Below are 23016 nucleotides of genomic sequence, written 5' to 3' on the forward strand. Positions count from 1 at the left end.
ATATATCATTTAATAAAAAACAATTTAAAAGGTAAATACATGATAAGTAAAATTATTTTAGTTATGAGTTTTATATTTATTTCAAATATATTTGCAAGTGAAATTATAGAAAACAATTTTGATGAAGCAAATAAAGTTATTGATAAAAAGATTGAAGAATATAATCCTTCTGAAAAATATAATATTAAGTTTAGTAAAGAAGAGTTAAATATATTATGTAAAACAGCTCATACTTCATCTGCTTGTGAAACGGTTAGGGTTTCTGTTGAAAATGAAGTTATAAAAAAGAGAATATCTTTCATTCTAAGAAAGATATCAAAAAAATATAACATAGATGAAAACTTTTTAAATGATTCCCAAAATAAGTTTGTTAAATATATTGAAAAGAAAGAAAAACTTGATGGACCTGCATTTGATTGTAGCTCATCAATTTGTTATGTAAAATCAATTTGGAGTGAATTAATAAATTTTGAGAATAATTTAACACTTATTTTAAATAATGAAGATATTAAAAGTGATTTTGAGTATAGTTTAAATGATTTTGATGACTTATATATAGATATTGATAATGCAATTTACATGATAAAGTATAATAAAGATTATGATTCTAAGGAATTAAAAAAAGAGTTTGATTTAGTTAATATCAAATGGATAGACTATGAAAATACATTAAACAATTTTTTAAAAAAAGTAAACAAATATGATATAAAATGGATTAAGTTATTCTATAAATCTAGATATTCTTCATTAAATGCACAAAAAGAGTATTTCTATTCTCTTCTCACTGTAGATGAACATACTGGTATTCTTGAACCTTTGATACTCTCTGAACTCGATAATTATAATAAAGACAACAATAAAATAGTATATAGTTTTGAAAAAAAATATGAATTAAATGATAACGAAATTTTATATTTATACTCATCTGCTCCAAAAGATTTTGATTGTCATGCATGTATTCCTAAAATGAATTGGTTTCATTTTAAAAAAGAAAACAACAACTGGAATATAAAAAATAAAATATTAAATATAGAAACTGATTATGGTTCATGGGGAGATTTAGTACCTCCTAAACTAATAAGAACTGTAGAAAACCTTATTTTATTTAAAACTGAATTTACTTATTCAAATCAAGGTTTTTCAAATGAATATATTAAACTTGAAGTTTATAAAAATGGAGATTTTATAGAAGTCTTTACGGATGAGACAAGTTTTGATGATGCTGGAGCATATGAGATAGAAAAAAATAATTGGGAAAGTAAAATTACTTTTATTGAATCATCTAAAATACTTCCTAATTTATTAGTTGAAAAATTTGGATTAAAAGATTCGAAAGATTATTATGAAAATAAAATATATGAGTTTAAAAATGAGAAATATATTTTAAAACATAAAGAATAAAAAAAGAAAAGCTACGCTTTTCTTACATTTTATTTAATATTTTATCCATAATTGAAGTTGAGAATATTCTTTTACAAAAACCTAAAATATAAGTAGCTTTTGTTACATAATATCTTGGTTTTGGTTTAGAACTTTTCATAATTTCAAATACTACATTTGCAACAGAAGATGAAGGAAGAGTAAAAGGAGTGTTGTCTTCTTTTGATTCTAATCTCTTTTTTAATTCTTTTTTATAAACATTGGAAAAATAGCTATTTTCTATATCTACGTTTTTATTAAAGTTTTTTAAGCCATTTACTCTAAATTCTGATGTAACCGGTCCTGTGTTAATAGTACTAATAAATATATTTGAACCCATCACTTCTTGCCTTAAAGTATCGTTTAAACCTTCTATTGCATATTTACTTGCATTGTATGCACCTCTAAATTTTAAAGAGATAATCCCTAAAACTGAACTATGTTGGATTATTTTTCCATAGCCTTGCTTTCTAAATATTTTCATAGCTTGAATTGTAACTTCGTGTAGTCCAAAAAAGTTTGTTTCAAATTGTTCTTTTAAAACATCTGTTGTAATATCTTCAACAGCACCTGGCTGTCCAAACCCTGCGTTGTTAAATACTGCATCTAGTTTTTTGTCACTTTGTAAAATACTTGCAAAAGCATTTGTAATCTCTTCTTTGTTTGTAACATCTATTTTAAATGTTTCAAGACCAAGGTTTTGAAGTTTTTTTACATCTTCTTCATCTCTAGCACTTGCATATACTTTAAAGCCACTATTTTGAAGAACTAATGCTGTTTCTAATCCTATACCTGTAGAACATCCTGTAATTAATATATTTTTCATTTAACACTCTTTTTCTTTAATTGTTGGTATTATAGCAAATCAAATATTGGATACTTAATGAATAAGATAAAAAAGCTTTTAAATGAAGAAGTTTCTTCACGAAATAAACATCACGAATTATCATATGATAAACCAGACCCACTTTTAGTTGCAAGTAGATATAAAGATGAATACATAATACTTTTATGCGCACTCTTTGCATATGGAAAAGCTTCTATGATAGTGAAATTTTTAGATACTTTTGATTTTTCACTTTTAGAAGCAAGTGATGAAAAAATAGATAAAGAACTAGACTCTTTTTATTATAGATTTCAAAATAGTGAAGATATTAAAATAGTGTTTAAAACATTTAAAAAAATGAAACAAGAAAATTCTTTAAATGAAATATTTACAAGTGGATATAAAAAAGGTAATAACATTCTAGAAGGATTAGATTCTGTAATCACAAAGATACACGAAGTTGCAAACTATAAATCACAAGGCTTCACTTTTTTAGTTTCAAGTCCATTAAAAAGAGATAAAGAAGGAAATATAAAAGAAATAGGAAATGCACCATATAAAAGATGGAATATGTTCTTGCGTTGGATGGTAAGATCTGATGAACTTGATTTAGGATTATGGAGTGGAATTGATAAAAAAGATTTGATATTACCTTTGGATACTCATACTTTTAAAGTATCCCAAAAGCTAGGATTATTAAGAAGAAAAACATATGATTTAAAGTCTGCATTATTGATAACGAAGAAGTTAAAAGAGTTTGATGAAAATGATCCTATTAAGTATGATTTTGCGTTGTATAGAATTGGACAGGAAAAAATAAATCTTCACTAATAAACAAACATATTTATAAATCGACATTTTTTAGCTATTAAAGAATATACTAATGTAATATAATTCACAAAAGGATTTGATATGAAATTAGGAATTTCTTCGTGTTTACTAGGAACAAATTGTCGTTATGATGGAGGCCATTCAAGAGATAGGTTTATTACTGATATGTTGAGTGATTATTTTGAGTTTGTGCCATACTGTCCAGAAAAAATGGTTTTTACAACACCACGGGAAGCTATTAGGTTAGTGAAAATTGAAGATGAGATTAAAGTAAGAACATCCACAGGAGATGTTGATGTAACTGAAAAATTAGTAGATATTTCAAAACAGCTTGCAAACCAGATTCAAGATGATGATTTATGTGGGTTTATATTAAAATCAAAATCTCCTACTTGTGGAATGGAACGTGTAAAAGTTTATCCATCTGCAAAAAACCAAATGAGTGAAAAAAATGGTACAGGTGTATTTGCACAAGAGATAAAAGATAAATATCCTCTTTTACCTTTAGAAGAAGAGGGTAGATTAGAAGATGCTTGGCTTAGAGAAAACTTCTTAATGCAAATTTTTTCTTATAAAGATATCTTTGAGTTTCTAAAAACAAATCCTTCTATGAAGGAACTTGTTGAATTTCACACATCATATAAGTATATGGTATACGCAAAATCACATCAATCATATAAAGAGCTTGGGAGAATAGTGGCAAATCATGATAAAAGAGAAATTGAAATTATTTTAGAAGACTATAAACATGCATTTTTAAGAGCGATTAGTTTAAAAGGAAGTATTTCAAATACATACAATGTTTTACTTCATTTATACGGTTACTTTAAAAAAGATATAACAAAAGATGAAAAAACTGAAATACTAGATACCTTAGAAGAGTTCAAAACTGGACTTATTCCCTTAATTGCAGTAGTTAAAATCTTGAATCTTTATATTAAAAGATTTGATATAGAGTATTTAAAAGCTCAAAAATTTTTAAATCCATATCCAAAAGAGTTAGCTTTAAGATCGAAAGTTGAGGCATACCGATGAGACAAGTTCTTTGGTTTAGAAGAGATTTAAGAGTAGAAGATAGTGCACTTTTAGCAAATGCGAGTGAGGATGTATTGCCTATTTTTATTTTTGATAAAAATATTTTAAGTAAATTAGAAAAAGATGATAAAAGAGTTACTTTTATATATAAATCTATTTTAGGACTAAAGAAAAAATTACAAGCATTAAATCTTGATTTAGCAATATTTTATGATGAACCAAAAAATGTTTTTGAAAACTTAAAAAAAGATGGTTTTGATGAGGTATTATGTTCTGTTGATTTTGATTCGTATGCAAAAAATAGAGATGAAGAAATTGAAGCAATACTTCCTATAAAAAGGTTTATCGATTCATTTATTTTAAATCCTAATTCGCATTTAAAAAAAGACAATACTCCATATAAAGTATTTACTCCCTTTTATAAATCTCTAAATATGATTACACAATCACATAATATTGAAGAATATTCTGCAAATAAAAACTTGCAAAAAATACAGACTGATTACTCTTTTATTCCTACATTAGAACAAATGGGATTTGAAACACAAGAACTTCCAGACTTTTTATCAAAAAATCCAATAGAACTTTTAAAAGAGTTTAAAGCAAAAGTAAACAAATATCAAGAAGAAAGAGATTTCTTTTATATAGATGCAAGTTCTAAAATATCTGTTCACTTAAGATTTGGTTTGATTTCGCCAAAACAAGTTTTTAACTATTTTAAATCTTTTAACTCAATTGATTGTGAGTTTTTTATAAGAGAGATTTTTTGGAGAGAGTTTTATAACTATATTCTGTTTCATTTTCCAAATTCAGAAAAACAAAACTTTAATAATTTAGAGATAAAGTGGAGTCAAAACGAAGATGATTTTCTTAAGTGGTGTGAGGGAAAAACAGGTGTTCCTATAATAGATGCTGCAATGATACATTTAAACAATACTGGACTTATGCATAATCGTTTACGAATGGTTGTAGCTTCATTTTTAACTAAGAATTTATTTGTAGATTGGAAAAAAGGCGAAGAGTATTTTGCAAAAAAACTACTAGACTATGAAGCTAGTTCAAACATAGGTTCATGGCAGTGGAGTTCTAGTACGGGTGCTGATAGCGCGCCTTATTTTAGAGTTTTTAATCCTTACACACAATCACAAAAGTTTGATAAAGAAGCAATTTTTATTAAAAGTATATTTAAAGAGTTTGAAAATATAGAGCCAAAATTATTTCATATTGAAAATGGCTTACAATCAAATTTATTTGTTGAATATCCAAAAGCAATTGTTGATATAAAACTATCAAGACAAAGAGCAATCCAGATGTTTAAAGAAGCAAAAAATGAACAATTTTGATATAGCAGTTATTGGTTCAGGAATGGGTGGAAGTTTAATCTCTGCACTCAATAATGATAAAAATTTAATACTATTTGAAAAAGATGTAAATCTTGGAGGATGTGCTAGTACTTTTAAAAGAAAGGGCAATTACTACAACTCAGGGGCAACTACTTTTGTAGGATATGAAGATAATCATCCTATAAAAAATATCTTCGATAAAGCAAAATTTATTCCAGATATTAAAAAAAGTGATATTGCTATTAGAGTTATTCAAAATAAGAAAAGTGTTGATAGAGTAAAAGATTTTGATGCTTTTCTTGATAATATGAATAAAATATATCCTCATAAAAATAATAGAATATTTTGGAATACAATTAAGACTTTAGATGAGAAGTTTTGGAGTTTACAAAAACTTCACTATGCAAAATATAATCTATCTTCTTACCTTAAAACAGCAAATGCACTAATAGAGATACTAAAAGTTTTTAAGCTTGATGTTTTAAAAAGTGCAGAAAGTTTTATAAATGAAACTTTATATGGTATTTCTGATGAATACAAAGCGTTTATTGACTCGCAATTACTTATTACTATTCAAACCACTTCAAAAGATATTCCTTTACTATCTCTTGCTTTAGGATTATCTTATCCTTTCCATGATGTATTTTATGTAAATAATGGAATGGGAAGTTTATTTGAAGGTTTACTAAAAGATATAAATGTACATAGAAAAGAGCAAATTTTAAAAATAAAAAAAGAAAAAGAGTTTTATAGAATTATTTCAAATAAAGATGAATATAAAGCAAAGCAAGTTATTTTAAACTCTTCTATTTATGATAGTGCTTCACTTTTTGATGATGCAAAAATCAAGAAGTATTATAATAGTTTCTCTTTTTCAGATCAAAGTGCTTTTGTGATAAATTTAACACTAGCTTCAAAAGAAGATTTTATGCATCACTATCAAATCATATTAGATAAAAATCTTCCAAATGCAATATCTCAATCATATTTTATATCATTTTCTTCTAAAGATGATAAGAAGCTTTCAAAAAATGGATATAGTGTGACAATTTCAACTCATACAAAAGCAAATATTTGGAAAAATATTTCCAAAGAAGAGTATAAATTACAAAAACAAATAACAGAAGATTTTATAATAAATAATTTTCTAGAAAACTTTGAAAAGGTAAAAAAAGAAGATATAATAGATATACATAGCGCCACAGCTAATACTTTTAAAAGATATATAAATAGAAATAATTGTGGTGGAAAACCAATAACATTTAAAAACATTTTACAAACACCAAGTTGTAGAACTCCTTTTGAGGGATTATTTAATGTTGGTGATACAATATTTGCAGGTCAAGGCTGGCCTGGTGTTGCTATTGGGGTAGAAGTTTTAAATAAGGAATTAAATGTCTAGAGTAGAGCTAAAAATATCAAAACTTGACTGGGTGTATATTATTATCATTGGAGCTTTTTTTGGTTTCTTTATCTCATTTTTTTTATTTCTAATAAATACTAATTTAAAAGAGTTTTCAACTATACTTTTTGGTACAACAAGTGCTGTATCAATTTCTTTGAGTGCTTTTGTCTTTATTTCTATTTCAAATGATTTAATTCTTCCTAAAATTAATGAAAAATTTTGGTACTTAATTAGTTTTATCTTCTCTTTTCTTTCAGGATTTTTAGGTTTTGTTGTTTGTTATGCTCTTTTTTCTTTTACTGATTTTCCAATTATAAGTTTTTTAAAACCCATTTGGCTTTATATTAGTATTGTGATTGGTTTTTTTACTTTTTTAATTGGTTTAATTTTGCATCAATTTATTTCAATGAAATATAAAAATGAATCAATAAAAAGTGAAGTGCTTGACTCTAAAATAAAAGCTTTAGAAAGTGAACTAAACCCTCATTTTTTATTTAACGCTTTAAATTCTATATCAGAGTTAATTTACGTAGATCAAAAGAAGGCAGAAAAAGCAACTCTTGAATTATCAAAGTTTTTGAGAAATGCAATTACAAGAGATTCTTTAATTGAACTTGATAGTGAAATAAAGATGGTAGAAACTTACTTAAAAATAGAAAATATTAGATTTGATGATAATATAAAATTACAAACAAATATAAAAAAAGAGTTTTTAAAAATAGAAATACCAAAGTTTTCAATTCAACTACTTGTTGAAAATGCTATTAAGCATGGTTTTAATTCAAAAGAATTAAATATAGATATTACAACAAAAGATAATAAAATCTTTGTATCAAATGACGGAATTTTAAGTGAAAATGTTAGTTTTGGAACAGGTCTTAGTAACTTAGAAAAAAGATTAGAATTATTGGGTATTGGAAACTTAAGATATAAGAAAGAGAATGATAAAATGTTCTTTATAATAGAATTAAAAGGCAAAAATTGAAAACACTTATAGTAGATGATGAAAAACTAGCTCTTAGTAGATTAAAAAGACTTTTAGAAGAAGAGGGAGTAGAGGATATTACTGAATGTAATAACCCAATAGATGCTATAAAGCTTGTATCAAAAGAGAAATTTGATATTGCATTTTTAGATATATCAATGCCAAATATGAGTGGTTTAGAGCTTGCTAATACGATTTTAGATATCAATCCTAACACCTTCATAGTATTTCAAACAGCATATTCAGAACATGCCTTAGAAGCTTTCCAAAGTGGTGGAGTAGATTATTTACTAAAACCTATTTCAAATGAAAGCATAAAAAAATCTTTAGAAAAGATTGAAAAGTTTATGATAAAAGAAAATATTGATAGTTCAAAAAGAATTATGGCAAAAAGAGGAAGTAAGCTTTATTTGATTGATATAGAAGATATTTTTTATATCAAAGCTGATTTAGATGAAGTTATCATCAAGATAAAAAATACAGATGCTTATGTTAGAAAGAAAATAGGGGATATGGAAAAACTACTAAAGGGAAAAAACTTTTTTAGAATTCATAGATCTTGTATTGTAAATGTAGATAAAATAAAGTCTATGCAAAGTATGGAACAATCAAAATTAGAAATATCATTTGAAGGAATAGATGATATTGTAACAAGCTCAAAAGATGGAGCTAAAGAGTTTAGAGAATATCTTGAAAAGAGAATTCTCTAGGCTTTAAGATTTATATGATTTTTTACTTATCATCTTTAATTATAGTAATTACAAGTTCACCCACTGTAAAACCAAACTTCTTCATTTTAGAGTGATTTAAAATAACTCCATCTTCTTGAAGATGTAGCCAATCTTTTACGTTTATATCTATTGTAGAGTCATTATATGGAACTCTCATAGTATAATCAATCATTACTGTATTTCCATTTGCAATCATTTGTGCCTGACCTACAATATCACCTGCTGTTCCTATAAAAGTTTTATCAGCTGTTGGAGTTAATGTCCAAACTCTAGTTTGTTTTTCTCCGTTGTCATAAATGAATTTTTCATCAAGTGTTCCTACACCATTTTTATCCCAAGAACCTATTAAGTCACCTTTGAATGTTTTAATGATTTTCCCACTTCTATCTTTTACCATTCCATAAGCTGTTAATTTTCCATTGAAATATTTTTGTGGAATAAACTCAGGTCCTTTGTTTGTAAAGTCTTCTATTTGCATTTTTGAACATCCTGTAAAAATTAAAAATATTGCACTTAAGAAGAACAGTTGTAGTTTCACGCTACAAGTCCTTCATTTAAATCCATATTTTGATACCTTGTAAAGGCAATTTGAACTAGGTTTATATTTCTAGTTAAGAATGCTGCTTCACAATAACAAAGATACATTTTCCACATTCTAATAAAGTACTCATCAAAGCCTAGTTCTTTTACTTTTTCTAGTTTTTGATTAAAGTTTTCATGCCAAATATTTAATGTTTTTGCATAATGCTCTGTAAACTCTTCCATATGTAAAAGGTTTAGTTTAGTGTTTTTTGTAGTTACATCTAGTATTTTACCAACACTTGGAAGATGGCCTCCTGGAAAGATATACTTTTGAATAAAATCAGTCCCCTTACAATATGAACTATATCTTTGATCAGGCATTGTAATTATTTGCATTACTAGAATTCCACTTGGATTTAATAATGATTCACATTTTTTAAAGAATACATCAAAATACTCTCGACCTACTGCTTCAAACATCTCAACTGCAATAACGGCATCAAATTGTCCTTGCATATCTCTGTAATCTTTTAACATTACATCAACTGACTCTTCAATATTATGCTCTTTAAATCTTCCTTCACAAAGCTTTTTTTGCTCTTTTGATAGTGTTAAAGTTGTAACTTCACAACCATACTCTTTAACTAAGTGCATAGCCATAGCTCCCCAACCTGAACCAATTTCTAGTACTTTTGAGCCTTTTTTAAGATTTAGCTTTTTTGCAAGTAAATCTATTTTTCTTTTTTGTGCATCAAATAAAGGTTCATCCGCTTTTTCAAATACAGCTGAAGAGTACATCATAGTGTCATCTAAAAATAGTTCAAAAAATTCATTTGATAAATCATAGTGTTCTTGTATATTCTTAGCAGAACGTGTTTTTGAGTTTTTTCTCATAATATGTTTTAATCTATTTACTACTGGAAATAAGTTGTAAAGACTAAACTTCTTTTCATCTTCACTTTTTGTTTGTAAAGCATCAGAGTTTATAATTCCAATTTTAATTAATGCTGTTAAATCATCACATTCAAAATCTTTGTCCATATAACTCTCCGCAAAACCAATATCTCCAAAAAGTGTTAATCTTCTAAATAAATCTGCATTATTTAAAACCATTTTTGCTTTTGGTTCTTGATTATTTCCATAAGTTTTAACTTTTCCATCACAAAATGAAACTTCTAATGTTCCTTTTGTGATTTTTGAAAAATACTTATCTCCTAGTTTATTCCAAAAAGATTTCATTTTTAAGCCCTCCTAGTTTGATCAATAGCTTCTGGTCCATTCCATTTTAGACCTTTTAATTTAAGTTTTAAACTCTGCCAAATTGTTCTTGTAACTACCCAAAATGTAAGTAGGGTATGTCTAAAAAATAGTGATATAATATTTACTTCATTAAAAACAAGACTTTTACCTACAAATGTTGAAGATAACATCTTTTTATCATCTTCAAAAAGTTTTATTCCTATTGAGAAATGATTGCTTGTATATGTTAAATCAAACTCATATCTTCCATCTCTTTTAAAAAATGGAGAAACGTGCATATCTTTTAAACTTTCACCTTTATAGTGTTTGTTATCACTTGTTTCTAACTTAACAGGATAGATAACTCTTCCACCATTATAGTTATGTACTTCTGCAATCATATTTGTTGGTTTATCATTTTCAAAAAGTACCAAAATACTAATAGGATTAAATACATAACCAACAATTCTAGGCAAGGTAATAAATCTCATTTTTTCAGTTGCTTCTAAGTCATATTCTTTTAGTAAGTTTTTTATATTTTCTTTAAAATCAATACTCTTCCCAAAATGGTCTTTTGTATTAAAAGAGAATAGATTAAAACTATTTTGAGAAAAGTACTTGTTATCTAATTTTTCAAGTTTTGATATATTTATATCAATCATAAAAAATTTATATTTAAAATCATGTACTTTTGGACTATACCTTTTATGATAAAGACTTCCTTCAAAAAATTTGTGACTCATAATGCACATCCAAATTCTTGTGCAATTGTATTTGCACTGTATAATCCATCTTCATGGAAACCATATCTCCAATAAGCTCCTGCAAAATAAGTATTATTTTTGCCATTGATAAGATTTCTTTTACTTTGTGCATTAATTGCTTTTGCATCAAACTGTGGATGTTCATAGCTTATATTTTCTATTATTTCATCTAGTTGTTCTGTTTCATTTAACGAAACAAAATACTCTTTTTTACTCTTTAAATTTTGTAAGCGATTAATCCAATATGACAATGTCACATTTTTATCTTTTCCATTTGTTTTATAATTCCAAGCTGCATATACTTTTTTATCAGGATACAGTGCTTTTTTATCTGTATGTAAAACTGCTTTATTTTCTTTATATTCAAAACAAGAAAGGATTAAAAGCTCATCAACACTTGGTTCATCTAATAAATTCAAAGCATCAGGTGCATGCATGGCAAAAATTACTTTGTCGTAAACTGATTGTGAGTTATCTGCATGTATTAAGATAACTTTATCATCTTCTCTTTCAACACTTATTACATCAGAGTTTAAAAAGATTTTTCCAGATATTTTCTTTGATATTTTTTCAACATAATTAATAGAACCACCACTAACAGTAAGCCATTGATGATGAGTATCAACTCCTAATAATCCATGATTTTTAAAAAACTGTAAAAATGCACGTGCAGGAAAATCACTCATCTTATCACTAGGTGTTGACCAAATTGATGAACCCATTGGAACAATATATCTTTCTTTAAAATAAGATGAGTAATTTTTTAAATATTCACCTAAAGATAAATCTAAATCGCTACTATTATTTTCTAAATCTTCATTTGCTTTTTTATTAAATTTTAATACATCAAAAATCATTTTATTGTGTGAATAAGAAAAGATATTTTTCTTTTGAAAATACATACCTTTTAAAGATTCACCATTATATGCTAAGTTACTCTTTTGATCCCAAAAAGCAAAACTCATATCACTATTTTCTATTTTTACATCAAGCTGTTTAAATAGTTTTGTAAGAAGTGGATAAGTAGGGTGATTAAATACTAAAAATCCAGTATCAACACCAAATGTTTTACCATCTTCTTGCACTTGTGTAGTTCGTGCATGACCACCTAATCTATTATCTTTTTCATACAAATCAACGTCATGTTTTTTACTTAATAAATAAGCAGAACCAAGTCCACTTATTCCAGCTCCTAAGACTGCTATTTTATATCTTTTTTCTTTACTCATTTGTATCGTCCTTGGGAATCTTGTGGCGTGTATATCAATCTTTTAGTATCCATATGTTTTGACAAAAAAGAAACTAAATTTTCTAGTTTCTTTTTTTTCGTAAAAGGTGTTCTATTCATAATCCATACATTATTCATATTTTTATCAACTACTACGGCACTGGAATAATTTTTATCTAAATATACGACTCTATAATTTCTAGTAAATATCCAAAAGTAAGTCATTTGTATTTGTGCCATCGTATTTTGGTTTAAAGGTTTTGCTACTCCATTAAATTCGATTAAATCTCCACCAATTACAGTATTAAAGCATCTATTTTTAATGTCATAATTTAAATCATCTCTTAGCTTGTATTCAACAGTTGCTGCTACACAATCTTTTTCAAAACTATTGTATGTACGAGCTATTTCATACCATAAGCCACTAAACTTTTCAATTGATACATAATCAACTGCTTTAGGTGCTTTGTTAAACTTTAAAGAAGTTTGAGATAAAAGAAAAGAAAAAGAAATAATAGTTATAAAAAGTATCTTCATGTCAAACTCCTTGTACTGTTATTTTATGATGAAATGAAGAGTTTTTGTAGGAATAAAATGTTTGTTGGTAAGATTATGCTTTTTTATCAGTATATTTATTGATAAAAAATATTGCGATTAGTTTTAAAATTACAGGAAAAATTCCATAAAGAAAAGCTAATACAAGTAATGAAGTAGAAGTAGGATTAGATGCTTCAAAATTATAGAACCCTAGAATTATAAAACTTAAAGCCACTGCAAAAGCAAGAGATAACTTCGTAATCATAGTCCATATACCAAATAATAAGCCAGAAATATTACTCTCATAATCTTTACTTCTTTGTACTAAATCACTTTGAATAGAAGTAGGAAGTGCCATATCAGCTCCTAGTGATAATCCTGATACTAAACTTATAATTATAAAAGCGTTTAAATCTCCAGCTTGTAATAAAGGCACAAAAACAAAAGCGCTTGAAGCTAGAACAATTGAGCTAATCCAAGTTTTTTTCTTTCCAATTTTACTTGATAGAAAGTTCCAAAAAGGAAGAGCAATAATTCCTGAGAAAAAGTATAAAATTAAAATCATTCCACCAGAACTTTTTTCTTGAATAACTAGTTCAATAAAAAGTAAGAATAGAGTTGCTGGAAGTGCATTTGCAAGATTATTAAAAAAGTATCCAATTTGAAGATATTTTAAATCACTTATATTTTTATAGATATTTTTTAGATTTTTAAAAGTATACTTTTCTACTACTATATTTGTTTTGATTTTGATTTTCTTTAAAGTTATAAAAAATAAAGGAATAAAAAGAATTAAAAATGACATATATAGTATTTGTAAGGTTTGCTCAAAATTTTGTGAAACCTCATAAATATAAGGAACAAGTAAAGCAATTAAAACACCAATAATAGTAAAAAGTTCTCGTGAACTATTTAAAAGAGTTTTATCTTCATATTTACAACTTATTTCGCTACTCCATGTTAAGTAAGGAATATTAATCATACTCCATCCTATATAAACTAAAGTAGAAAAAGCTAAAAGCCACAGTTTAGGAAATTGTAAGTTTGGATTTATAAGTGCATAAAAACTACAAATCAAAATAAAAGAACCTAAAATCATAATAGGTTTTCTACTATTAAAATACTCAATACTTTTATCGCTTAAGTATCCAAAATATGGGTCTGTAAATACATCAGTTAATCTTGCAATAAAAATTATCAAACCAACAGTAGCTATTTCAATTCCAACAGTTGTTGCATAAAAAGTTGGCAAATATATGTATAGTGGTAAACCTACAATTGCTAAAGCAATTGCAAGAAGGCTATAATAAAGTACTAATTGTTTTGAAATTTTTGTATTTTCCATGACTAACTATTTATTTTGCTTTTTATAAATCTCATGAAAAAAGAAAGAATAGGAATTTTCTCATATAAGTTACTTGATGAATCCCAATAATCAATATGAGATATTACTTTATTCTCTTTATTGAATTCAACTCTACTAACGCCTTCAAAACATTCAACTTTTTTATCATTTTTAAATGAAAATTGAAAATCCCATTTTAAATAAGTAATATTATTTTGCTCAATTATTTCTGTAACTTTAAAACTTGGATTATCAAGTTTTATATACATATCTTCAAATATCTTATATAGTTTTTCAAGCCCTTTAATATCGTGAAAGGGGTCTTTAAATCGTACATCTTTTTCAAATATTTTTTCATAATCTTTTATTGGAGTGTTTTTATTAATATTTTCAAAAAATCTTGCATAAACTCTTGCTTTTGAATTGTTTATTTCACTCATTACAGCATCTTTTTTGTAAGTGCTAAAGAGATTTTATAAGGAAGCATTTTTAATAATCTTAAAAATATTCTTAATCCAAATGGAAATCTAATTTCAAAAGATGATGACTTTTCCATACCTTCAAGTATTTTTTCTGCTGTTTCTTTAGCTTCCATAAGTTGTGGCATTTGAAATTCATTTTTTTCAGTTAATCTTGTCTTTACGAAACCATGGTTTATTATTTGCAAGTTTATATTTGAAACTTCTAATTCAGGTTGAATTGATTCTGCAAGATTTACTAAAGCAGCTTTTGGAGCAGAATAACCTCCACCTTGAGGAAGTCCAAAATAAGAAGATAGACTACAGTTCCATATCCACTTTACATTTTTTCTAGTTTTATCATTATGAAAAATTGGAAGAAGATTTGACATTACTCTAATTACACCTAAATAATTTACTTCATTCATTTGCTCAAATTTTTCAATATCCCATGCCTCAATACTCATTACTTCATAAGTTGCAGCATTATAAAACCAAATATCTAAACCATCATAAATAGAATATGCATCTTTTGTTTTAACTGTTATATCTTCTTTTGAACTTACGTCCATATCTAATAAGTGTAACTCTTTAGAAAACTGCTCTTTTAATTTTATTAAATCATTAGTTTTTGAAGCATTTCTTGAACTTACAATTACAAGATAACTACTATTTAGACATAATTTAACTAGTTCTAAGCCAATTCCAGAACTTCCACCAACAATCCAAATTCTTTTTGTAGCTTGCATTTTGAAGCCTTTTATTTTTATTATAGAGTATTGATGTATTTTTAGTAGAGTTAATGTGTCAGTTTATATATTTTGCAAGATAAAACTTTTTAAATGACATATTTATAATACAAATACATCCTAGAATGTATATAATAGTATAAGTAAGAAAAAAGGGGTATATTATGAAAACTCTAGCAATAACAGGTTCAAGTGGATTTGTTGGAACAAATTTGAGAAGCTTTTTTGAGAAAAAAGGTTTTAATGTAATTGGAATTAAAAGAGAAGAATTAAAAAATGAAAAAAAACTATTAGACATTATTGAAGCTTCAGATGTTGTTGTAAATTTAGCTGGTGCTAATATTATAAATAGATGGACTGAAAGTTATAAAAAAACTTTATATAATAGTAGATTAGATACTACAAAAGCATTAATTAGTGCTATGAATAAAGTAGATAATAAACCAGAGCTTTTTATCTCTACTTCAGCAGTTGGAATATATAAAAATACAACTTGTTATGATGAAGAAAGATTTGAATATGAAGATGATTTTCTAGCAAACCTTTGTAAAGATTGGGAAGCAGAAGCTTTAAAAGCAAAAGAGTTTGGAATAAGAACTGCTATTTTTAGATTTGGAATTATCTTAGGAGATGGTGGTGCTTTAGAAAAAATGCTAACACCTTTCAAGTTTGGACTTGGTGGAACTATTGGAAGTGGACTACAAGACTTTTCATTTATTCATATAAGTGATTTAATAAGTGCTTATGATTTTGTATATGAAAATAAAAACCTTGAGGGTATATTTAATCTAACAGCTCCAGAACCTACTACAAATTTAATACTAACAAAAGCTTTAGGAGAAAAACTAAATAGACCTACAATATTACCAGTTCCTGAGTTTATATTAAATTTAATATTTAGTGAAGGTGCAAAAGTATTAACAGATGGACAATGTGTAAAACCTAAAAAACTACTTGAGAGTGGTTTTAAATTTGAGTTTGTAAATATAGATTCTACTATTGACAACTTAGTAGGATAAAGGAAAAGAATGAAAAAATTTGAAAAAATATCTACAATTAACTGTAAAATAGAAGAGCTATTTCAGTTTCACACAGATATGAGAAATTTAGTAAATATAACACCACCTGATACAAAAGTTACTTTAATAAATAAAGACTTCGTACCACATGAAGGTGGTGTTTTAAAAATTAAAACTGTAAAAAACTTTATTCCAACTACTTGGGAAGTAAAGATAGATAAGATGCAAGAACCAAACTTATTAGTAGATATTGCACTTAAATCACCTTTTAAATATTGGAAACACTCACATATATTTACACAAAAAGGAAATATATGTGAGTTAAAAGATATAGTTGAGTATGAACTTCCTTTTGGGATGATTGGAAATTTATTTGACTTTTTCATTCAAAATGAACTTAAAAAAATGTTTGATTATAGACATAAGGTTACTAAAGAAATATTAAATTTCAAAGCAAGGAGATAAAATATGTTAAAAGTAATAATAGGTGTTTTTATGGCATTTTTATTTGTAGGTTGTGGGGCAAAGGACCCATATTTGCAAACAGTTGAAAAAGTTGATATAGAAAAATATAAAGGTACTTGGTATGAAATTGCAAGATTTGAACATTTTTTTGAAAAAGGTTGCAAAAATGTAACAGCAACTTATGAGTTAAAAGATAATGGAAAAATAAAAGTAATTAACCGATGTACAGACATTGATGATGGTGAAAAAAAGGAAGCAATAGGTGAAGCTTATGCTCTTGATGGAACTAATACAAAATTAAAAGTAAGTTTCTTTAAACCCTTTTATGGAGATTATTGGATTATTGATTTAGATGATGCCTATACTTATGCACTAGTTGGAAGTCCGAATAGAGAATATTTATGGATTTTAAGTAGAACAAAAACAATAAGTAAAGAAGTTAAAAATAATATTTTAAATAAGCTTCCTAAACATCAATTTGACAAGAATAAATTTATTTGGACGATTCAAGAATAAATATATTATTTCAAATTGATAGTAGTGTAAAAGTATCTTTAATTAATTATGGCATCATGCCATTGAACTAAAGATACTCTATATCCTTTTTTTACTTCTAACACTTCATGTGTAAAGTAGGGGTTACTAAAGAATACAATCATATCACCAGCTTTTGGTTTTATTTGTATTGTTTCTCCATTTTTGTCATATAAATAGTTGAAAACAAGTTCTCCACCATTAAAGTTATTCTTTGAAACAATATTACTGTGATTAGTTGTAAATAAAACAGATGTAATTTTTCGCTCTAAAGCAACAGGAAGAAAACCAATAACTTCATCATCTTTAAGTAAAACACTTGAATCATCGCTATGTTGTTTATAAAATGAGCCTTTTGTATATTCTAATGCTTGAATTTCAGTTGATGTTGTAATAGATAGATTGAAAAATTTTTCAATATCTTCTTTATGTTTTACGAAACTTTCATTATATATGTTTTCTTGTGTAGAGTTTAATTTATGAATATTTGTTTTTCTAATGGAAGTATTTTTACCTGTTTGAATTTGTATAGCTTCATATTTTCTAATTTCTGCTTCACAAATATCTTGATTTAATCTCATTGATGATGTTATTTCTTCACATATTTTTGAAGATAGAAAGTTCTCTATAAGCATAAAAGGAAGATCATAATAAGGATTTGGTAATTTTCCTGTTTTTATATCCAATTTTGTAAGAAACTCCTCACAAAAAATTTGATTACTTATTTGTACCATTTTAATTTACTCCGTAAAATAGGGCATGAATTCTAGTATATTTTATTAAAATTATATATATTGTATGTTCATGGAAAGAAGCCTAACAATTAATTAGTAAGTAATAATTTAGTGTAGATCTAGGCTATCTATAGGTTGGTTTTATGCTTTTGAAAGATTCATAAAGCGATATTATATTACAGATCAAGTAGTATAAATATTGAAAAGATTGTATCTGAATTTTTAGTAAATGTAGCAAGAATAGAAAATCTTGAGACTGAAAAAACTAAATAGTTTTTCCATCTTCAAGTTTGATTTGATTTCTACCATTTTCTTTTGCTTCAAATAAAAGCATATCTGCTTTTTGTAAAGCACTATTATATGATTCATGATTAGCTCTTATTGCAACACCTGCTGAGAATGTAACTTTTATTTCATGTTCTTTATATTTAAAGTTATTAGCAGTAACTATTGTTTTGATTCTTTTTAAATATTGTAAAAGTTCTCTATTTAAATTGAAGTGTACAATTGCTACAAACTCTTCACCTCCATATCTTCCAACAATATCATGGTCTCTTGTATTCTTTTCTAATATTTTAGCAAATGTAGAAAGAATAACATCTCCACATTCATGTCCATAAGTATCATTTACTTTTTTGAAAAAGTCTAAGTCAAAAAATACTACTGCATATTGTGTATTGTGTCTTTTATAAGAGCTTTCTATTTTCTTAATTTCTTCATTGTATGCTCTTCTTGTAAGTAATCCTGTTAGATGATCTTTCATACTTTCATCTTTTGTTTTAGCAAGTTCTTGTTCTAATGAGTTTACTTTTTCTTCGAGTTCTTGAACTTTTGTTTTTCCCGTTTGTAACTTATTACTAACTGTATTCATCTCTGATTCTATTGATGATGCAGCATTTATAAGTTCTGTTTGTAAATCAGATAATTGAAGTAAGTTATCATTTGACAAATCAATTGACTGAATCTTTTCTTTTATGCTTAATACATTTTTAGAGCCAGATCCACTACTTGTAATTGCATCATTTAAATATTGTCCCATTAATGAAACAAATTTTGAGATATCTGAAGTTCTTTGTATTACAACTTGTTTATCTCTTGCAAATCTTTGTTCAATAAATCTTTGAATTTTCTTTTGAATTTCTTTATCAAATAATAAGTTTTTATCTTCATCAATACTTTCAAATACTTGTTCGATTTCATCATCAGTTTTAGAACAAATTGATGGTAAAACAGATTGTTTTAGAATAGCTGCTAATTCATCTATATTATCTTTAGACACTCTTTCTAAAAGTAATGGAATAATATCGACAACTGTTTCAATCTTACTTTTAGTTATTTCATTTTTCTCAAGTATTGTAAGTCTTGAGAATATTTCTTCAAATTCTTTACTCATAATTAATCCTAAAATGTCGTTATTAAGCTAAAAGTTTTTTAACCATTTCATTTATTCTTTTTCCATCAGCAATTCCTGCAAACTTTTTACTAGCAGCTCCCATTACTTTACCCATATCTTTCATTGATTCTGCATTTACTTGAGAAATGATTTCTTTCATTCCTTTTTCTAATTCTTCATCTGTTGCTTGAACTGGTAAATAAAGTCTAAATACTTCAATTTGTTCAGCTTCTTTTTCTACTAAGTCATCTCTTGAAGCAGCTGTATATTGTGAGATTGCTTCTTCTCTTTGTTTAATACCTTTTTGAATAAGCTTTATGATATCTTCATCAGTTAGTTCTATTCTTTCATCAACTTCAATTTGTTTAATCATTGTATTTATTGATCTAATTGAATCTCTTTTAACTATGTTCTTTTCTCTCATAGCTATTTTAACATCATCTTTTAGTTGTTGTTTTAAACTCATTTCAATCCTTGTACTTTTGTTATTTATTTAGTTATTATATCTTTTTAAGAATTAAAAGTCTCAATTAACTCTTCAAGTTCTAAAAATCTTTCAACTTTTGTTTCATAAATTGCTTCTACTTCTTCAAGCTCTTTTGATACAGCAACAATACCTTTTTCTTCATAACATTTTGAATCCATAAGACAGTTATTAAGTTCTTCTATAGTAGCTTCTAAATCTTCTATTTCATTTGGAAGCATTTCATAATCTCTTTGTTCATTAAAAGAAAGTTTTACTTGTTTCTTTTTTATTATTTCTTTGCTTTTTTGTGTCTCTTCTTTTTTCATACTTTTTTCTAGTGAGCTTAAATCTTTTAACTCTTTTTCAATTTCTAAATATTCACTATAAGGTTGAAAACTTTCTTCTACTTGTCCATTTATACCTTTAAAAACAAATAGTTTTTTTGCAATTTTATCTACAAAATATCTATCATGAGATACAAGAATAATTGCACCTTGAAAGTTTTCTAAGTACTCTTCTAAAATATTAATAGTAGGTAAGTCTAAATCATTTGTAGGTTCATCTAAAACTAAACAATCTATATTTCTAGTAAATAGAAGTGCTAAAGCTACTCTATTTTTTTCACCACCACTTAATACACCAATTTTCTTTTCCAAGTATTCTTTTGGAAATAAAAAGTTTTTTAAGTAGCCATAAACATGCATGGTTCTACCATCATTTAGCTCAACTAAATCTCCACCATTTGGGCAAAATGTATGCATAATGGTTTGATTGTCGTTCAACATTTCTCTATGTTGATCAAAATATCCTACTTTAAAATCACCTTTTTTAAATCGTCCTGAGTCAATTTTAAGTTTTTCCATAAATATTTTAAGCATTGTAGATTTACCAGTTCCATTTGGTCCCACAATTGCAATAGTATCTTTTTGTAAGATTCTTGTAGTAAATTCTTTGATTAAAAGTTTATCACCTAAAGTGATACTTATATCATCAAGTTCAAAAAGCATTTTCTTTTTATTTTGAGTTCTTGTTTCTTCGCTATTAAATGATTTTTGTTCTCTTTGTAGTTCAACACTCATTTTTCTAATTGCAGCTGGGTTGGATTTTACTTTCTGTTTTAAGTCTAAGTATTCTGCTTTTCTTCGAACATTTCTTTTTCGTCTAGCAGTTACACCTCTTTGCATCCAGTGAGCTTCTCTTTTAAATAATCGGATCATATTATGATGATCTTTTTGCATATTTTCTAAAAGCTGTTGTTTTTGTTCTAGATATGATGAGTATCCGCCTTGGAATTTACGTAATGATCCATTTTCTACTTCAATAACAGAAGTTGCAATATTGTCAATAAAATATCTATCATGTGAAATAAAGATAAGCGTAAAATTCTTTTTAATTAAAAGTTGTTCTAAAAACTCAACCATATAAACATCAAGATGATTGGTAGGTTCATCTAGTAGTAGTACATCAGGTTTCTTTAAAAGAAGACCAGCAAGAGATACTCTTCTTTGCTCACCTCCTGAAAGAAGGTTAACATCTTTAAATTCATACTCTTTTAAATGAAACTCTTTTAATACTCTTTCAATCATATTGTCTAAATCCCAAGCATCATGGAATTCTAAAAATGTTGCAAGTTCACTTTGTCTATTTATTAATTCTGTATTTTCATAATCATCAACAATTTTAATAGAGATTTCTTCATATTCAACTCTTGCATCTTTTAATTCTTTTAGTTGATTTTCAATAGCATCTCGTACAATTAAATTATCATCAAATTTTGGATGTTGTGCTAGCATTTCTATTTTGATAGATTTATCTATTGCTTTTATACCATCATCAGGTTCTATTTCTCCTGTAATAATTTTTAAAAGTGTTGATTTTCCTTGACCATTTTGACCAATTACTGCGATTCTTTGACCTGTATTTAAAGTAAAGTTTGCATCTTTTAAGATAATTTTTGTGTCATATTGTTTTGAAATGTTTTGTAGGTCTATTAGTGCCATATAATTATAAGTTTCCTGTTTTTAAGTTATTGTGAGTTTATCTAAAAAACAATTAGTAGCTTATTTCAGATAAGAAGTATTACTTCTTATCTGCTTCAAAACTACCCTGAATATCATAAATTCCTTTTGAAAAATCTACTCCACCTTTCATTTTATTTGCTTCTTTTCCATAGAAATCTGCACCTCCTGTTCCAGTTGTTGTTTCTGTCCCCGTTAAAGTTGCATGATTAGATGAATTTATATCTCCATTAAATGTAAAAGTAGGTGTTTCTATAGTTAGTAAAGGTAAACCTAAAATAGGTTTGATAACTGCATCAACTTTACCATTTGTTATTTGGTTTGTATCTTTTCCAAAATCAATATCCATAGATATATTAGCACTTTTAAATATATTATTAGTATCAACACTCCCTTCATATGATGCAGTGGATGTATTATTAATAAAATAAGTATCTTTTGTTAATTCATCAAGGTCATTATATTCATTTTTATCAGCTTCAAAATCACCTTTAAGTTCTTTAATATCATCATTTTCTAATTTAATATCACCTTTTACAATATTTGCTTGAGAACCATAAAAAGATGCTTCACCTCCTGGACCTGTAGTATCATTTGCGGATTCAAGTTTTAATGTTTTATTATCTTTAAAATATCCATCAAATTCAAGGTCTTGATATCCTGCTACTTTAATTTTTCCATTTGTTATTTCTTCTTCCGTTTTACCAAAATCAATATCCATTGAAATTGTTGTACTATAAGGAATCTCTTTTTTCTCAGATTCTCCATAGAATTTAATATATTGTCTTTTTGAATCAAAAGACTCAGTATTAAAATCTCCTATATAAGTTGCTTTACTAGTATTGTTTTGATAATAAGATTCTGGCGTGATTAGTTTTAAACTTGCAGCAAGTTCAGCAGCAGCTTGTTCATCTGCTAATCTTTGAGCTTCTAAATCAGCAAGCCTTTGAGCTTCAGCAGCAGCAGCTTG

Annotated in this window: 24 protein-coding genes; 10 read left to right on the forward strand and 14 right to left on the reverse strand. The window is 26.6% G+C overall.

The genetic code is table 11. The annotated features are described in order from the left end of the window. Positions 1-39: 39 nt before the first annotated feature. Complete coding sequence (locus KO488_RS03590; RefSeq protein ID WP_216057424.1) at positions 40-1401, forward strand: hypothetical protein; 1362 nt, start codon at positions 40-42, stop codon at positions 1399-1401. Positions 1402-1423: 22 nt separating this feature from the next. Here KO488_RS03590 and KO488_RS03595 read toward each other — a convergent pair whose 3' ends face one another. Further along, a complete protein-coding gene (locus tag KO488_RS03595) occupies positions 1424-2245 on the reverse strand; it encodes an SDR family NAD(P)-dependent oxidoreductase (protein ID WP_216057425.1) in 822 nt (273 codons plus the stop codon). Between the two features lie 57 nt (positions 2246-2302). Here KO488_RS03595 and KO488_RS03600 point away from each other — a divergent pair, with 57 nt between their 5' ends. The 6 genes from KO488_RS03600 (at position 2303) to KO488_RS03625 (ending at position 8554) form a co-directional block, all read left to right on the forward strand. Next, positions 2303-3076 (forward strand): TIGR02757 family protein, encoded by a 774-nt coding sequence (locus tag KO488_RS03600; protein WP_216057426.1) that lies wholly within the window; start codon positions 2303-2305, stop codon positions 3074-3076. 81 nt (positions 3077-3157) lie between these two features. Continuing rightward, entirely contained in the window at positions 3158-4111 is a 954-nt protein-coding gene (locus KO488_RS03605) for a YbgA family protein (RefSeq protein WP_216057427.1), read from the forward strand. Beyond that, on the forward strand, positions 4108-5454 hold the full coding sequence (locus KO488_RS03610; protein ID WP_216057428.1) for a cryptochrome/photolyase family protein: 1347 nt from the start codon (positions 4108-4110) through the stop codon (positions 5452-5454). The genes KO488_RS03605 and KO488_RS03610 overlap by 4 nt, the downstream gene beginning before the upstream one ends. Then, on the forward strand, positions 5441-6856 hold the full coding sequence (locus tag KO488_RS03615; protein WP_216057429.1) for a phytoene desaturase family protein: 1416 nt from the start codon (positions 5441-5443) through the stop codon (positions 6854-6856). Before KO488_RS03610 ends, KO488_RS03615 begins: the two co-directional genes overlap by 14 nt. Further along, positions 6849-7844 carry a sensor histidine kinase gene (locus KO488_RS03620; RefSeq protein ID WP_216057430.1) on the forward strand — a complete coding sequence of 332 codons (996 nt, stop codon included), beginning with the start codon at positions 6849-6851 and terminating at the stop codon, positions 7842-7844. The genes KO488_RS03615 and KO488_RS03620 overlap by 8 nt, the downstream gene beginning before the upstream one ends. Beyond that, a complete protein-coding gene (locus tag KO488_RS03625) occupies positions 7841-8554 on the forward strand; it encodes a LytR/AlgR family response regulator transcription factor (RefSeq protein WP_216057431.1) in 714 nt (237 codons plus the stop codon). Before KO488_RS03620 ends, KO488_RS03625 begins: the two co-directional genes overlap by 4 nt. Before the next feature lie 22 nt (positions 8555-8576). On the opposite strand, the gene KO488_RS03630 is transcribed toward KO488_RS03625, so the two are convergent. The 8 genes from KO488_RS03630 to KO488_RS03665 all read right to left on the reverse strand — a co-directional run bounded on the left by KO488_RS03630 (position 8577) and on the right by KO488_RS03665 (position 15417). After that, positions 8577-9113, reverse strand: a complete 537-nt coding sequence (locus KO488_RS03630; RefSeq protein ID WP_303571993.1) for a DUF3833 domain-containing protein — start codon at positions 9111-9113, stop codon at positions 8577-8579. Beyond that, positions 9110-10336: an SAM-dependent methyltransferase gene (locus KO488_RS03635; protein WP_216057432.1), complete on the reverse strand. Its 1227-nt coding sequence runs from the start codon at positions 10334-10336 to the stop codon at positions 9110-9112. Before KO488_RS03635 ends, KO488_RS03630 begins: the two co-directional genes overlap by 4 nt. A 2-nt stretch (positions 10337-10338) precedes the next feature. After that, entirely contained in the window at positions 10339-11079 is a 741-nt protein-coding gene (locus KO488_RS03640; protein ID WP_216057433.1) for a DUF1365 domain-containing protein, read from the reverse strand. Next, the gene (locus tag KO488_RS03645; RefSeq protein WP_216057434.1) at positions 11076-12329 is read right to left on the reverse strand and encodes an NAD(P)/FAD-dependent oxidoreductase; all 1254 of its coding nucleotides are present in this window, start codon (positions 12327-12329) and stop codon (positions 11076-11078) included. The genes KO488_RS03640 and KO488_RS03645 overlap by 4 nt, the downstream gene beginning before the upstream one ends. After that, positions 12326-12865, reverse strand: a complete 540-nt coding sequence (locus KO488_RS03650; protein WP_216057435.1) for a lipocalin family protein — start codon at positions 12863-12865, stop codon at positions 12326-12328. The genes KO488_RS03645 and KO488_RS03650 overlap by 4 nt, the downstream gene beginning before the upstream one ends. A gap of 73 nt (positions 12866-12938) precedes the next feature. Beyond that, positions 12939-14210 (reverse strand): MFS transporter, encoded by a 1272-nt coding sequence (locus KO488_RS03655; protein ID WP_216057436.1) that lies wholly within the window; start codon positions 14208-14210, stop codon positions 12939-12941. A 2-nt stretch (positions 14211-14212) separates the two neighbouring features. Further along, positions 14213-14650, reverse strand: a complete 438-nt coding sequence (locus KO488_RS03660) for a nuclear transport factor 2 family protein (RefSeq protein ID WP_216057437.1) — start codon at positions 14648-14650, stop codon at positions 14213-14215. Next, positions 14650-15417 (reverse strand): SDR family NAD(P)-dependent oxidoreductase, encoded by a 768-nt coding sequence (locus KO488_RS03665; RefSeq protein ID WP_216057438.1) that lies wholly within the window; start codon positions 15415-15417, stop codon positions 14650-14652. The genes KO488_RS03660 and KO488_RS03665 overlap by 1 nt, the downstream gene beginning before the upstream one ends. Positions 15418-15581: 164 nt before the next feature. Here KO488_RS03665 and KO488_RS03670 point away from each other — a divergent pair, with 164 nt between their 5' ends. The 3 genes from KO488_RS03670 to KO488_RS03680 are packed head-to-tail and all read left to right on the forward strand — an operon-like array spanning position 15582 to position 17417. Beyond that, entirely contained in the window at positions 15582-16436 is an 855-nt protein-coding gene (locus KO488_RS03670; RefSeq protein WP_216057439.1) for a TIGR01777 family oxidoreductase, read from the forward strand. A gap of 9 nt (positions 16437-16445) precedes the next feature. Further along, a complete protein-coding gene (locus KO488_RS03675) occupies positions 16446-16901 on the forward strand; it encodes an SRPBCC family protein (RefSeq protein ID WP_216057440.1) in 456 nt (151 codons plus the stop codon). 3 nt (positions 16902-16904) lie between these two features. Further along, positions 16905-17417 carry a lipocalin family protein gene (locus KO488_RS03680; RefSeq protein WP_216057441.1) on the forward strand — a complete coding sequence of 171 codons (513 nt, stop codon included), beginning with the start codon at positions 16905-16907 and terminating at the stop codon, positions 17415-17417. Positions 17418-17455: 38 nt separating this feature from the next. Here the strand turns inward: KO488_RS03680 and KO488_RS03685 are convergent, their stop codons facing one another. The 5 genes from KO488_RS03685 to KO488_RS03705 all read right to left on the reverse strand — a co-directional run. Further along, positions 17456-18121: a 2OG-Fe(II) oxygenase gene (locus tag KO488_RS03685; protein WP_216057442.1), complete on the reverse strand. Its 666-nt coding sequence runs from the start codon at positions 18119-18121 to the stop codon at positions 17456-17458. 313 nt (positions 18122-18434) lie between these two features. After that, on the reverse strand, positions 18435-19562 hold the full coding sequence (locus tag KO488_RS03690) for a GGDEF domain-containing protein (protein WP_216057443.1): 1128 nt from the start codon (positions 19560-19562) through the stop codon (positions 18435-18437). Positions 19563-19584: 22 nt separating this feature from the next. After that, the gene (locus KO488_RS03695; protein WP_216057444.1) at positions 19585-20028 is read right to left on the reverse strand and encodes a GatB/YqeY domain-containing protein; all 444 of its coding nucleotides are present in this window, start codon (positions 20026-20028) and stop codon (positions 19585-19587) included. Positions 20029-20072: 44 nt separating this feature from the next. Continuing rightward, the gene (gene abc-f, locus KO488_RS03700) at positions 20073-22028 is read right to left on the reverse strand and encodes a ribosomal protection-like ABC-F family protein (protein ID WP_216057445.1); all 1956 of its coding nucleotides are present in this window, start codon (positions 22026-22028) and stop codon (positions 20073-20075) included. A gap of 79 nt (positions 22029-22107) precedes the next feature. Continuing rightward, positions 22108-23016, reverse strand: a 909-nt coding sequence (locus KO488_RS03705) for a hypothetical protein (RefSeq protein ID WP_216057446.1), incomplete at its 5' end; no start/stop codon positions are given.

Source organism: Poseidonibacter lekithochrous (assembly GCF_018861145.1).
GTDB classification, from domain to species: Bacteria; Campylobacterota; Campylobacteria; order Campylobacterales; family Arcobacteraceae; genus Poseidonibacter; species Poseidonibacter lekithochrous_A.